This window comes from Ruegeria sp. CDSB114, assembly GCF_059611025.1.
This window is the reverse complement of the sequence record NZ_JBXWOT010000001.1, coordinates 848,583-862,189: the sequence shown is the minus strand read 5'-3', so window position 1 is coordinate 862,189 and position 13,607 is coordinate 848,583. Positions and strand designations below refer to the sequence as shown.

Sequence of the window (13,607 nt, the reverse complement as noted above, 5' to 3'; positions counted from 1 at the left end):
CTAGTCACAAGTGCCGTGAGCCGCGTAACTTATTCCCCCCAATACACATCTTGGGCCTTGATCCGCGTCAGGTTCAGCCCGGCATGCGTCTTGGTCTGGGTGGCCTGCCAGCTGACCGGGGGCAGGGCGCGGGCGCGACGGCGGGTCAGGGTCCAGCAGGGAACCCCGGCGTGATGATCCGCAGCCATGTGCCAGCGGGTTTCAACCCCCTGTGCGCCGCCATCGCCAGGGGTCAGTAGCAGGCCAAGCGGGGCTGGCCCCATCGTGCCGCCTTGTTCCGCGGCCAGATGCATCCGTCGGACCGGCGTCAGGCCGGGTGCCTCGGGCAGATCGCAGATCACCAGTGGGGTTGCCCCGCTGCGCAACGCTTCTTCCATGCACCACAGCAGGTCCTCGGCATGGTTGGGGCGGGCAAACAGGAACCGAGCAGGATCGGCAAAGGCCATCATCCCGCCTGGGTGCAACTGGCTGGCCTCCCACGCGGGGGAAATCCACAACACCGGCCCCTGTGCCTGACCGGCCAACCACATGGCAAAGCTGCGCCGGGCGGGGCCGCAGGCCTCGTGCACGCGGGCCAGTTGCAGAGTGATCTGCGGATGGAGCTGCAGCCCCGCCATTTGTCGTGCAGGCTTGCGGCCAAGAAGATGTGTGGACATGCTATTACTCTAGCATGTTCTCATTATGTTCTCAATATCGAGAGGGCATCAGCGCGACAGGATCAGACGCCCATCCGCGAATTGAATATTCGAGAACCGGTGCAGGTAATCCATGCCCAGCAAGGACTGATCCAGCGCCCCTTCATTCACCCAGGCCGAGACATTGCGATCCGTGATTGGCCCCAGTTCAAGGCTGTCCAGCCGTATCGGGGCGGTGCGCACCTCGCCATTGGCCGTCAGGGCCCGCCCGAAATAGTTCAGCTGATCGGGGTCAACACCGATGCGTCTGGCATCCGCCTCGTTCAACACAATCTGGCTGGCGCCGGTATCGACCAAAAAGGTGATGGGTTCTCCGTTGACCAGAACCGGTAGATAGTAATGCCCGTCATAGGCGCGCGGCACTTCGATGCTTTCGCCGGTCACTGTCATCTGCGGGGCAGGGCCAACAGTGCTGCGGATATCGCCCCATAGTCCATAGGCGGCAATGATGCCGATAAAAATAAACACCCAGGCCAGAGCCTGTTGCAACGTTTTGTTCAGGCTTTGCCGGTTCTGAGAGATAAACCAGGCCACGACCGCTGCGCCCAGCAATCCAAGATAGGCCAGATTTGCAATGCTGTCGCCGTCCATACCGCTACCTTACTGCGTCACTCGAATCCAATATGGGGATTTATGACGCAAATCCAAAGGCTTTTAGCCCATCCAAGATAAACTGAACTGACAAGGCCGCCAGCAGCATGCCCAACAGGCGGGTCAGCACATTCAGCCCGGTCTTGCCCAGAATTCGTGCCACCGCGCCTGAAGACAAGTAGGTGACGAACACCATCGCCACTACGATCAACATCATGCCGATCACCACGGCCAGACCCTCTATGCCCGGATGCTGCCCGGCCAGCAGGATCATTGTGGCAATCGCGCCGGGTCCTGCAATCAGGGGAATACCCAGCGGAAATACCGAAGGATCAGGATGATCTTCTTCTTCGGCGCTGTTTTCGCGCCGCTTGGTGCGCCGTTCGAACAGCATGTCCAGCGCTGTGAGGAACAACAGAACTCCGCCCGCAACGCGGAACGCCTCCATCGAGATGCCAATAAAGCCCAGAACCGCCTCGCCGAATGCGGCGAACATGGCCAGAATCCCAGCCGCTGTCAGACAGGCGCGCACCGCTATTGTATAGCGCGCATGCCGATCCATGCCTTGTGTCAGGGCCACAAAGATCGGCGTTTGTGCTGGCGGATCAATGACCACAAGCAATGTTGTAAACGAGGTTATGAGAAAGGCTGTATCCATCATGCTGCGGTCTCTGCCTGTTCCAACCGCTCTGCTGCAACCACCCAAAGTGCCTCGGCTTTTTGCATGGCCTTGACCACCTCGGCAAATTTCCGGTTCCAGATTGCCAGGTCGTTGATCTTGTCGTCTTCATACAAACTGGGGTCCGCCAGTTTGGCCGAGAGCTTTTCGTGCATATCCGTCAATTTCTCGATCCGTTCCTCACATTTGCGCAGATCGGCGCGCAGGGTCAGAACCACCTCGCGCGATGGGCGTTTGGGCTTGGCCGTCAGCGGCTTTTCCTTAACAGGTTTGTCGCGGCCCAGCAGAAGGGACCGATAGGATTCCAGATCCCCGTCAAACTGTTTGACGGATCCGTCCGAGACCAGCCAGAGGTGGTCCGCCACCAGCGACAGTAGGTGCATGTCATGACTGACCAGCACTACGGCCCCGAAATAGGCGGTCAATGCCTCAACCAGCGCCTCGCGGCTTTCGATGTCCAGATGGTTGGTCGGTTCGTCCAGAATCAGCATATGCGGGGCGTCGATGGTGGCAAGCAGCAGCGACAGTCGCGCCTTTTGACCGCCGGACAGCCGCCCGACTTTGGTTTCTGCCTGATCGGCATTCAATCCGAACCCGGCCAAACGCGAGCGCCACTTGCCCGGTGCTTCATTCGGGCGCAATCGGCGCAGATGATCCAAGGGCGTCTCGTCCACATGCAGCTCATCCACCTGATGCTGTGCAAAATAGCCGATGCGCAGCTTGGTGCTGCGGCTCATCTTGCCAGCCATCAACGGCAGACGATCAGACAGCAGCTTGGACAGGGTCGATTTGCCCTGACCGTTCTTGCCCAGCAGCGCGATACGGTCATCCTGATCAATGCGCAGGTTCAGTTTGCGCAGCACCTCGGTCTCGCCGTATCCCGTCACACCGCCTTCGATCTGAATGATCGGGGGCGACAGTTCTTCGGGTTCTGGGAAGGAAAAAGCGCGCAGAGCAGCCTCTTGCGGGGTCGAGACCAACTGAATGCGTTCGATCATCTTCAGGCGCGACTGAGCCTGAACTGCTTTGGACGCCTTATAGCGAAAGCGATCCACGAAGCTTTGCAGATGCGCGATGCGCGCCTTGGCCTTGGTGTTTTCCGATTCCGCCTGTGCCAGACGTTCGGCGCGGCGTTCCGCGAATTTATCGTAAGGCACCGCGTAATAGGTCAGCTTGCGGTCTTCCAGATGCAGGATCGACCCCACAGCGCGGTTCAGCAACCCGCGGTCATGGCTGATGATGATCACCGTGTGCGGGTATTTCGCCAGATAGCTTTCCAGCCACAGAGCGCCTTCCAGATCCAGATAGTTGGTCGGTTCGTCCAGCAGCAACAGATCAGGCTGCGAGAACAGCACCGCTGCTAGCGCGACGCGCATGCGCCAGCCGCCGGAAAAGTCCGAACAGGGTTTCAACTGATCCTCGTCATCGAACCCCAACCCCTTGAGGATCGAGGCTGCGCGCGCTTCGGCCGACCAGGCGTCTATATCGGCCAGCCGGGTCTGAATATCGGCGATGCGTCCGGGGTCCGTGGCACTATCGGCTTCAGTCATCAACGCGCTGCGCTCGGTATCGGCGGCCAGAACGGTATTGATCAGCGAGACATCGGACGAGGGCACCTCTTGCGCCACGCCACCAATACGCGCCCGTTTCGGGACTGCGATACTGCCCGATTCCAGCGCCAGTTCCCCCCTGATCAAGCGAAACAGGGTGGTCTTGCCGGTGCCATTGCGCCCCACTAGTCCAACCTTGTGGCCATCGGGGATGGTTGCGCTTGCGCCCTCGAACAAAGGGCGGCCTTCAACGGCATAGGTGATGTCTTGGATCCGTAACATATGCTGCTCTTAGCAGAGCTGTTATGCCGCCACCAGCAGCTTGCATGTTCAACCGGCATTCAATGTGTTAGCGCTGATTTGCCTGAAGTTTTCACACGGTTCCATCATGCATACAGCCCGAACACCTCCGTCGTTGGTCACGCTGGTCTTTGCCACGGCGCTGTCGGTGCTGACGCTGAATATGTTCCTGCCCTCGCTGGCGCATATGAGCGAAGATTTCGCGGTGGATTATGGCGTGATGAATCTGGCGGTTGCGGGATATCTGGCGGTTTCGGCTGTGCTGCAACTGATCATGGGTCCTCTGTCGGATCGATATGGGCGCAGACCGGTCCTGTTGATCTGCATGTCGATCTTCGTGGTCGCATCCATCGGCTGCGTGCTGGCTGGGTCAATCTGGGTGTTTCTGGGTTTTCGCCTCATTCAGGCTGTGGTCGTCGCCGGGTCTGTGCTGTCCAGCGCCTCAATCCGCGACCGCTATCCCCCCAACGAGGCGGCCAGCAAGCTGGGCTATGTCGCAATGGCTATGGCGCTGGCGCCAATGCTAGGACCGATGTTGGGCGGCGCGTTGGACATGCTGTTCGGTTGGCGCTCGGGGTTTATTCTGTATTCCTTACTTGGCACCGGTCTGCTGGCTTTGCTGTGGTTTGATATGGGAGAGACCAATATAAACCGCGCCCCAACATTCGCGGCTCAGCTGAAGGAGTATCCGCATCTGTTCCGCGCCCGAAGGTTTTGGGGTTATGCCCTGTGCGCGGCATTTTCGATCGGCGGCTTTTTCAGTTTTATCACCGGTGCACCGTTGGTTGCAGCTGCTTGGTTTGATCTGAGCCCCGCGATGCTGGGTCTTGGGATCGGCATTATCACCGGCGGGTTCATGGTCGGGAATTTTGTCACTGGCCGATTGGCGGCGCGGACGCAGTTAACAACGATGATCCTGATAGGGCGGAATGTGGCCACGGCAGGGCCGCTTTGCGGGCTGCTTCTGTTTTGGGTCGGGCTTGGTACGGTTTGGGTCTTTTTCGGCTCGGCCATCTGTGTCGGTTTCGGCAATGGACTGACCAACGCCAATGCATCGTCGGGCGTGATGTCGGTTCGTCCCAAACTGGCAGGCAGCGCGGCGGGCCTGTCAGGTGCAATGATCGTTGCGCTGGGGGCGGTTCTGACGACGATCACCGGCGCCTTTGTCAGCCCTGAAAACGGACCTTTTCTTGTGCTTGGCATGATGTGCGGGTGCAGCTTTATCGGCCTTCTGGCCGTGCTCTATGTTCGTAGGATCGACAGTCTGGACCCGTTGCCCGGCACATTGTGACCGGCAAAGCGCCGGAGCAGGGCATCATAACACTTTTCATAAGCTACAGACCATGATACGCGGCCCGCGATGGATTTCGGCGCGGGCCCCGCGCCCAATTTTAAGGAGAGGCCGACATGGCACTGGAACGCACATTCTCGATCATCAAACCCGATGCAACCCGCCGCAACCTGACTGGCAAGATCAACGCCAAGTTTGAAGAGGCCGGTCTGCGCATCGTAGCGCAAAAGCGCATTCACATGACCAAAGCACAAGCTGGCAAGTTCTATGACGTCCATGCCGAGCGCCCGTTCTATGACGAACTGTGCGAATTCATGTCGTCCGAGCCGGTTATTGTACAGGTTCTGGAAGGCGAAGGCGCCATTGCCAAGAACCGCGAAGTCATGGGCGCTACCAACCCCGCAGATGCGGCCCCCGGCACCATCCGCGCCGAGTTCGCTGAATCGGTTGGCGAGAACTCGGTCCACGGTTCAGACGCACCGGAAACCGCAGCGGTTGAGATCGCCTATTTCTTCTCGGGCATCGAACTGGTCGGCTAATCTGTTTTAAGATCAAGCCTATAAAGCCGCTCCCGGGGTCGGGGGCGGCTTTTTCTATGCGGGTTTCAAATCGTCCGAAGATATCCGGACGCCGATCGCATCCAAGTCGGCGATCATCTTCGTTTGCGGCGCAGTGCTGTTGCTGGCTTTGATTGCGTCGAACCTTTGCCGTAGGGCCTTTTTCTCTTCGCCTTTGCAATCGTTCCAGGGGCGGCCTTGCAGCCCCATCACCAAAACATAATAGCCGATGAAATGAGGGCGCGATCCTGCCTGCAAGAGTTTTGCATAGGCCGCGTCGGGGCCTATCTCGCGCAGTTGCTGGGCCGAGTGGATACCGGCACGCGCGCAAGCCTGTTCATAGGCCGGGCCGAGATTACGGATAGTTGAGATCGGGTCAGACATAATCGACGTTTTAACCGGTGTCAGAATTACTGTCACCCGATCCTTTTTTACCTTTGCGGTTCATGATTACCGGATCAGGGTTTGCGCGAAAGACGAATAGTAGCTTCAAGGCCCGGATCACAGTTGCGGGCGTCGAACATGCCTTTGTGCATATGCGATATCGCTGCGACCAATGCCAGGCCCAGACCTGCATTGCGCTCGGTCCGGGCGGGATCGAGTGTCACAAAGGGCATCTGCAGACGGGCCAGATCGTCCTGTGGTACACCGGGGCCGTGATCCCGCACGCTGAGGTTGGTATACAGGCCGTCATCCGCAATATTGATCGTGATGGTCGAACCATCAGGCGCGTATCGCAGAGCATTTTCCAACAGGTTGGACAGTGCCTGAGATAAAAGGGGGCGGTGGCCGGGAAGGGGGGCAGTTGACCCCGTAACTTCAAGTGTTACGCCCTGATCCGTGGCAACCGGATCATAGAGCTCGACCACGTCCGCCACGAGTTGCTTAAGGTCGACATCTTCGAACTGCTCTCGCCCGACACCTGCTTCGGCACGCGAAATCTCAGTCAGTTGGCCCAGAACCCGCAGGACATGATCAACCTCGGTCGTCGCGCGCGCGATGTCGATTTCGCGATCCTGTTCGGATTTGCGGCTATCTGACAGGGATTCGACCCGCTGTTTCAAACGCGACAAAGGAGAGCGTAGATCATGCGCGATCGAATTCGAGGTTGTCCGTAGATTGCTGACCAACTCCTCGATCCGGTCCAGCATCGTATTGAGCGTACCTGAAACCTGATCGAATTCATCACCGGTCCCGCGCAAGGGCATCCTGCGCGACAGGTCGCCTGAAACGATATTTTCTGCGGTCGAGGCGATGTCAGACAGGCGCGAAAAGACGAGCCTGGTAAACAGCCAGCCTGTCAGGACGCTCAGCGCCAGCGCGATTGCCAGCGCGAAGCCGACCGAGCGTAAAAGAACACGGTCAAACTGCTGTCGTGCCAGCGCATCCCGTCCGACAAGCAGGCGCTCTCCACCTGGCAGACGAATGGATGCAGCCGAGATTGGCACCAGCTGTTCGCTGTCCGAGCGTCGCAGCTCAAGTTGGACCCAACCACTTCCGGCAGTGATGTCTTCGGGCCATTGTCTCAGGTTGCCAGCCAATTTCGTCCCGTTGCGGTCGGTCAACAAGTAGAGGGCATCCCGTTCAGAGGCGGTGGGAATACGGCGTTCGATGGCTGTCAGCAAACCGATGAGCCCGCGCCTTTCGTATTCATCGGCCAGACCGGTCAATTCCGCGGAAACCACCGAGCGGGTTTCGCTTTCGATACTGCGATTTGCGGTGACATAGACAAGGGCCAGCACGGTGGCTGTCAGCAATGTGCTCAGAACCATGCTGGCCAGAACCAAACGTGTTCTGGAATTATTGAACGAAAGCCGTAGGTTATCCATCAGATATCATGTAACCTGCGCCCCGGACTGTTTCAATCAACGGGATCTCTCCGCCTTCATCCAATTGGCGGCGCAGTTTCGAGATATGGACGTCAACCACATTGGTGTTCGGGTCGAAATGATAATCCCAGACACCTTCCAGCAACATAGTGCGTGACACTACGCGGTTCTTGCGTCTCAGGAAGAATTCCAAAATCTGAAATTCACGCGGTGTCAGGGTAATCTCTCGCCCGTTGCGGGTAACTTTGCGGGTCAGCAAATCCATATCCAGATCGCGGCAGGTAAGGGTCGGGTTTTCCTCAGATTCCTGCGGGCGTCTTAACAGAGCTTCGATCCGCGCATGCAGTTCCTGAAAAGAGAACGGTTTGACCAGATAATCATCTGCACCGGCCCTCAGGCCTTTGACTCTCTCATCGACCGCGCTCATTGCGGTCAACATCAGAACCGGAGTTTTCAGACCCGCGGCGCGCATGGATTTGATCAGTGACAGGCCGTCTAGACCGGGCAGCATTCGGTCCAGAACGATGGCGTCAAAGCCACCATCTGTGGCGTGATACAGCCCTTCGCGCCCATCCGCGGCCTGTTCGACGACATATCCTTCCTCGCTGAACCCTTTTGCTATGAATTCCCGGGTGTCTTCATCATCTTCAACGATCAACAGGCGTCGGCTCATGATCTGAAATCCTTTCTACCGGAACTTAAACACAATTTTTCAAACAAAGTACAAGATTTGACCGGTTTAGATGCCGGGTGCGTCGTTGCGCACCCGGCTGCTCCGGCAGATTGCGGACAATTCAATCATGCCAGAGAGGCGCCCGCCAGATCTCCCCATCACGTGGCGCGCGCAGGTGTTCGATCAGGCGATTTCCACCGCAACAAAGATCTGGTTGCCGCCACGGTTGATCAGGACAAGCGCGGGATCGGTTTTTTCGCTGTCCAGCGCGTCTTTCAGCGCGTCAGGAGTGGCCGTATCCTGGTTGCCCAGCTTCACGATCACGTCGCCACGCTGAAGACCGGCTTTGGCTGCAGGGCTGTCCGGTTTCAGGTCCGTGACGATCACACCGTCAATATTCTCGGCCACGCCCAGTTCCGCACGGTTGGTTTCTGTTAGCGGTGCAACGGTGACGCCCAGGGCGGTGCCCGAAATGCCTTCATCCACTGACTTGTCCATTTCGGCCGATGCGGACTGATGTTGTCCAATCGTCAACTTTATGTCTTGCTCACTGCCGTTGCGTAAAACTGTAAGCGTGCTTTCTGTTCCAACCTTGGTAGTCCCGACAAGGATCGGCAGGTCGCTGCTGGACGCGACGGGTTCGCCGTTAAAGGTCAGGATGACGTCGCCCTGTTCCAGGATGCCTTCGGCAGGGCTGTTGGCAACAACGTCCGAAACCAACGCGCCGTTTGAGGCATCAATTCCCATCGCCGCAGCGATCTGAGGGCTGACATTCTGGATTGACACACCCAGCCAACCTCGGCTGACTTGGCCATCATCGCGCAGATCCGCGGCAATATGGTCCACAATGTTCGACGTGACGGCAAAACCTAACCCGACCGACCCACCGCTCGGGGAATAGATGGCCGAGTTCACGCCGATAACCTCACCATCCATATTGAACAGCGGGCCACCGGAATTGCCTTTGTTGATGGCCGCATCCGTCTGGATGAACTCGGCATAAGGTCCCTGCGAAATATTGCGGTCCTTGGCCGATACAATCCCGGTCGTCACGGTCGAGCTGAGGCCAAACGGGTTCCCGATGGCGACAACATCCTCGCCCACACGGATCACATCGCTATTGCCAAGCTCTACGGCCTGAAGTGGCTCGCCCGCGTCGATCTTGAGAACCGCGATATCGGTCAACGGGTCGGTACCGATCACCTCAGCCTCAAAAGTTCGGTCATCATTGAGGCGCACGGTCACGGTCGCGGCATCGTCGACCACGTGATGGTTCGTAATGATGTACCCGGCTTCATCCAGTACAAAACCTGACCCCAAACCCTGAGACGGACCACGACGGGGGGCATCGAACCCTTCAGGCACGCCAAAGCGTTTGAAGAACTCACCGAAAGGTTGGCCTTCGAAATCAAACTGCTGTCCGGTTTCCGGGCCCTTGGCGGCGTTTTGTTCCGCGATGATGGTCACGACAGAAGGTGACACGCTCTCAACTAAATCAGCCAGCGCTTCGTCAGCTTTCGAGGGCAGGGCGGTCGTCGCCAACAATGCCGCACTCAGCGCTGAGACGCCTATCCAGTTTGATGTGCGTGGCATAAGAAGAGAGGATTTACGGATGCTCATTTTGGTCTCCTGATTGAAGCACGCGACACTGGCCGCGCCTTGGATCAAGAGATGCTGCATCAGTCTGTGACTTTCCTGATTGGTTGGTTAATAAATCTTAATTTTGCCACAAACGAGAGGCTCTATCCCGGCGTCGGGTGGCAAAGATTCGCGGAAATCTTCCGAATCATAAGGTTAGAATCGGTGGATTGTTGCCTGTTCGGCAGTCAAATGATGATTTTAGTTGAATTAAATCTGTTTGATAAACAAAGCGAGCTCTCAGAAATTGATGGATTTATGACACAGCCACTGGTTGTGAGTGGATCTGGTCTCATAGGCTGAATTTGCCGGAAACATATCATATTATGAACATGTTATATATATGGTCTGTGATAAATGGAGTGTACTTGCTTTTAGATTTTTTCGTACGAACAACCTATAGTAGAAACGCATTGAGGGAGATGTTGCGTAAAAACCAAACTGAAACATCAGAAAATGCAAGTTTAGGCCAATTTTACGTTGTTTGAGAGCATCTGATAGGTGACGATGGTCTTGCCCAAGCGAAGGGAAGTCGGCGGCACTAGGGGGTGCCAACGGCTTGTCACAGTCTCTGGAAGCGCTGAGCGGCATGTTAACGAGGGGGTCTTGTTTAGGTTCGGTTGCGGAATATTCGGAATGCCTAGTGTGTTCTGGACGCGCTTTCAGGATCAGTGAAAAGTGGTAGTCCTTAATTGGGTAACCGGCCCGGTCTCTATTGACCGGGCCGTACTCGTTTTAACTGTTGCGATTTTTTGTCCAGATATCCCATGCTTCGGGCGTGTCCAGATCCAGCACGGCATGTTGGCCGGGGAGCACACATAGATGGACCTTGTCCCGATGGTCCCGAACCACAGATTGTGCGCCTTCGTCTCCGGTCAGGCGGCTGATCTGATCAAACAGGAGACGGCTGAAGATCACAGGGTGGCCAGGCTGTCCTGACGCCGTCGACCCGCGCCAGATCAGCTTATCCGGATACGCCTTAGTCGCCTTGATCAGCGTCTGAAGGTCATCCAGAGTGATTTCAGGCAGGTCAGCTAGCAGAACCATGGCGGCTTCGGCCTCTGGCCCAACAGCAGACAGGGCCCCTCGTAAGCTGGCATTCATACCTTCCTCCGCATCTGCGATTTCGACCAGATGCAGGTCCAGCCCCTGCAACACGTCGTACCTGGGATGAGGCTTGGACGGCAGGGCAACAATAACCGACGATGCGGCCCGTGCTGTCTGGGCGGAACGGAGCAGCAGCGGGCAGCCATCAATCTCTTGCAGCAGCTTATCTGCGCCTCGCATACGTCGGGATTGTCCGGCGGCCAGAAGGATGATGGGTATTTGCGTCATGCGCCGACAATGCAGACGTATGAACGCAGTGTCATCCCCTCATACGCGCGCCATCGGCGTCGAATAACGGTTCTGAGATCACGCGTGCCTTGCACAACTGGCCAAGTATTTCGATTTCTACTTCCAGCCCGTCCACAGCGGGGTCTGTAGGCAGAAACCCCATGGCAATGGACTTGCCTGCATAGTGTGAATAGCCACCCGAAGTGCAGAACCCGGCGACTTTTCCGTCCAGCCAAATCGGCTCATACGCGTTGACATCAGCGTCCTCGGCATCAACCTCGAACGCGACCAGTCGGCGGGCAGGGCCAGAGGCGCGTTCAGCCTCGGCAGCTGCGCGGCCAATGAAATTGGCGTTCTTAGAGAAGGAAATAAACCGATCCAGACCGGTTTCCGCGGCTGTGTAATCAGGCGAGAATTCTCGCATCCAGGAGCCAAAGAACTTGTCCAGACGCAGGCTCATCATCGCGCGCATGCCAAATGGAACGATGCCGCGTTCTTGCCCGGCCTGCCATAAGGTCCACCACAACTGCCTTTGTGCCATGGGATCGCAGTAAATCTCGTACCCCAAATCGCCGGTATAGCTGACGCGCTGGACGATACAGTCGGTCATCCCAACGGTCATACGGCGCAGATCGAGGAACCGAAATCCGCTCAGGTCATCACGGGTGCAGGCCGCCAGAACCTGCGTGGCTTTTGGGCCTGCGATCTGGAACCCGTTCTGCCGATCGCTGATGTTTTCGACAGTCACGCCATTCTGCGCATTTTGCAGGAACCAGCGCATGTGAAACGCCTGAGAGCCGTAGGAGGCGGTCAGGCGGAACTCGGTCTCATCAAGACAGGAAACGGTAAAATCACCGATCAGCTTGCCCTTTGGTGATAGCATCGGGGTTAGCGACACGCGGCCCGGTTTCGGGATTCGGCCCGCCATGATCCGATCCAGCCAATCACGGGCAGCAGGTCCAACAATGCGGTATTTGCCAAAATTGTGCACTTCGTTGATGCCAACACCTGATCGCACGGCCCGAACTTCGCGCCCGGTGGCATCGAATGCGTTGGATCGGCGGAACGAGGGCGTTTCATAGCCTGGTTCATCCCCCTGGGCGAAGTAATTGGGCACCTCAAGCCCGTATTGCTGACCCCACACAGCACCAAGATCGGTAAAGATATCATACATCGGCGTTGTGCGGGCTGGGCGGGCTGCCGGCAATTCCTCGTTCGGATAAGAGACGCTGAACCGCTTCTGATAGTTCTCGATGACCTTTGGACGGGTATAGCCCGGGCTGATCCAATCCCCGAACCGCGCCACGTCCATCGCAAAGACGTCGCGCTCTGGCTCACCCTCAATCATCCATTGCGCCAGTGTCAGACCAACGCCGCCGCCCTGGCTGAACCCGGCCATCACGCCGCAGGCCGACCAATAGTTGCGCAACCCCGGAACCGGCCCGACCAGAGGATTGCCGTCCGGTGCAAAGGTAAACGGCCCGTGGATCACCGATTTCACACCAGCCTCGGCCAGAACAGGAAAGCGGCGATAAGCGAATTCAATACTATCGGTGATCTTGTCGAAATCATCGGGAAGAAGCTCGTGACCGAAATCCCACGGGGTGCCGTCGACAGCCCAGGGCCTGCAGGTTTGTTCATAAAAGCCGATGCACAGACCGCGTCCCTCTTGCCGCAGATAGCTTTCGCCGGCGGGATCCATGACATGGGGATGTTCGCCACCTGCGTCGATAATTGCCTCAATTTGGGGGATCGAGTCGGTGACCAGGTACTGATGTTCCATCGGATGCAGCGGGAAATAGACACCGGCCATGGCGCCAACCTCGCGCGCCCAGAGCCCACCAGCGTTGACCACATGTTCAGCATGAATCGTGCCCTTGTTGGTGACCACATCCCAGGTGCCATCGGGGCGCTGATTTGTTTCGTGCACCATGCAATGGGTTTCGATTGTTGCGCCGCCCATCCGCGCCGCTTTGGCATAGGCATGGGTGGTTCCGGACGGATCAAGATGCCCGTCCAGCGGATCATAGAGCGCGCCGATGATGCCGTCGGTATTGGTGATCGGTGCGATTTTCCTTATCTCTTCAGGGCCTACGATTTCGGTCTCTAACCCCATAAAGCGGTGCTTGGCACGTTCGGCCAGGAGCATGTCAAACCGGTCGCGGTCGTCGGCCAACGTTATGCCGCCAACGTGGTGCAGGCCACAGGACATGCCGGTGATCTCTTCCAGCTCTTTATACAGCCGGATCGTATAGCCTTGCAGTGCGGCCATATTAGTGTCGCCGTTCAATGTGTGGAAACCACCCGCCGCGTGCCAGGTCGAGCCACTGGTCAATTCGGACCGCTCCAGCAGCATCACATCCGACCAGCCCAGCTTGGTCAGGTGATAAAGAACCGAACACCCGACAACGCCGCCACCGATTACAGCTACCTGAGTTGTTGTCTTCACGTCACAGACTCCCCTTGCGA

The 13,607-nt window shown here is 57.4% G+C and carries 12 protein-coding genes; 2 read left to right on the top strand and 10 right to left on the bottom strand.

Annotation, left to right across the window (positions count from 1 at the left end):
• Window positions 1-29: 29 nt before the first annotated feature.
• Genes AC2FIP_RS04310 through AC2FIP_RS04295 form a run of 4 tightly spaced genes read right to left on the bottom strand, consistent with a single transcriptional unit; the run spans window position 30 to window position 3,797 of the window.
• Entirely contained in the window at window positions 30-656 is a 627-nt protein-coding gene (locus tag AC2FIP_RS04310; RefSeq protein WP_496704785.1) for an ImuA family protein, read from the bottom strand.
• A 48-nt stretch (window positions 657-704) separates the two neighbouring features.
• Window positions 705-1,286 carry a retropepsin-like aspartic protease family protein gene (locus tag AC2FIP_RS04305; protein ID WP_142634277.1) on the bottom strand — a complete coding sequence of 194 codons (582 nt, stop codon included), beginning with the start codon at window positions 1,284-1,286 and terminating at the stop codon, window positions 705-707.
• Between the two features lie 40 nt (window positions 1,287-1,326).
• Complete coding sequence (locus AC2FIP_RS04300; protein WP_496785283.1) at window positions 1,327-1,947, bottom strand: MarC family protein; 621 nt, start codon at window positions 1,945-1,947, stop codon at window positions 1,327-1,329.
• Window positions 1,944-3,797 (bottom strand): ABC-F family ATP-binding cassette domain-containing protein, encoded by a 1,854-nt coding sequence (locus AC2FIP_RS04295; RefSeq protein WP_496785282.1) that lies wholly within the window; start codon window positions 3,795-3,797, stop codon window positions 1,944-1,946. The genes AC2FIP_RS04300 and AC2FIP_RS04295 overlap by 4 nt, the downstream gene beginning before the upstream one ends.
• A gap of 106 nt (window positions 3,798-3,903) precedes the next feature.
• On the opposite strand from AC2FIP_RS04295, the gene AC2FIP_RS04290 reads away from it, so the two are divergent.
• Complete coding sequence (locus AC2FIP_RS04290) at window positions 3,904-5,106, top strand: multidrug effflux MFS transporter (RefSeq protein ID WP_496695179.1); 1,203 nt, start codon at window positions 3,904-3,906, stop codon at window positions 5,104-5,106.
• 116 nt (window positions 5,107-5,222) lie between these two features.
• Window positions 5,223-5,645: a nucleoside-diphosphate kinase gene (gene ndk / locus AC2FIP_RS04285; protein WP_142634270.1), complete on the top strand. Its 423-nt coding sequence runs from the start codon at window positions 5,223-5,225 to the stop codon at window positions 5,643-5,645.
• 54 nt (window positions 5,646-5,699) lie between these two features.
• On the opposite strand, the gene AC2FIP_RS04280 is transcribed toward ndk, so the two are convergent.
• The 6 genes from AC2FIP_RS04280 to AC2FIP_RS04255 form a co-directional block, all read right to left on the bottom strand.
• Window positions 5,700-6,047: a TfoX/Sxy family protein gene (locus AC2FIP_RS04280; RefSeq protein WP_496687709.1), complete on the bottom strand. Its 348-nt coding sequence runs from the start codon at window positions 6,045-6,047 to the stop codon at window positions 5,700-5,702.
• 74 nt (window positions 6,048-6,121) lie between these two features.
• Complete coding sequence (locus tag AC2FIP_RS04275; protein ID WP_496785280.1) at window positions 6,122-7,492, bottom strand: sensor histidine kinase; 1,371 nt, start codon at window positions 7,490-7,492, stop codon at window positions 6,122-6,124.
• Window positions 7,485-8,165, bottom strand: a complete 681-nt coding sequence (locus AC2FIP_RS04270) for a response regulator transcription factor (RefSeq protein WP_142634264.1) — start codon at window positions 8,163-8,165, stop codon at window positions 7,485-7,487. Before AC2FIP_RS04270 ends, AC2FIP_RS04275 begins: the two co-directional genes overlap by 8 nt.
• Before the next feature lie 183 nt (window positions 8,166-8,348).
• On the bottom strand, window positions 8,349-9,785 hold the full coding sequence (locus AC2FIP_RS04265; protein ID WP_496785278.1) for a Do family serine endopeptidase: 1,437 nt from the start codon (window positions 9,783-9,785) through the stop codon (window positions 8,349-8,351).
• A gap of 753 nt (window positions 9,786-10,538) precedes the next feature.
• Window positions 10,539-11,138 carry a nucleotidyltransferase family protein gene (locus tag AC2FIP_RS04260; RefSeq protein ID WP_496785277.1) on the bottom strand — a complete coding sequence of 200 codons (600 nt, stop codon included), beginning with the start codon at window positions 11,136-11,138 and terminating at the stop codon, window positions 10,539-10,541.
• Window positions 11,139-11,169: 31 nt separating this feature from the next.
• A complete protein-coding gene (locus tag AC2FIP_RS04255; RefSeq protein WP_496785276.1) occupies window positions 11,170-13,587 on the bottom strand; it encodes a GcvT family protein in 2,418 nt (805 codons plus the stop codon).
• Window positions 13,588-13,607: the final 20 nt, after the last annotated feature.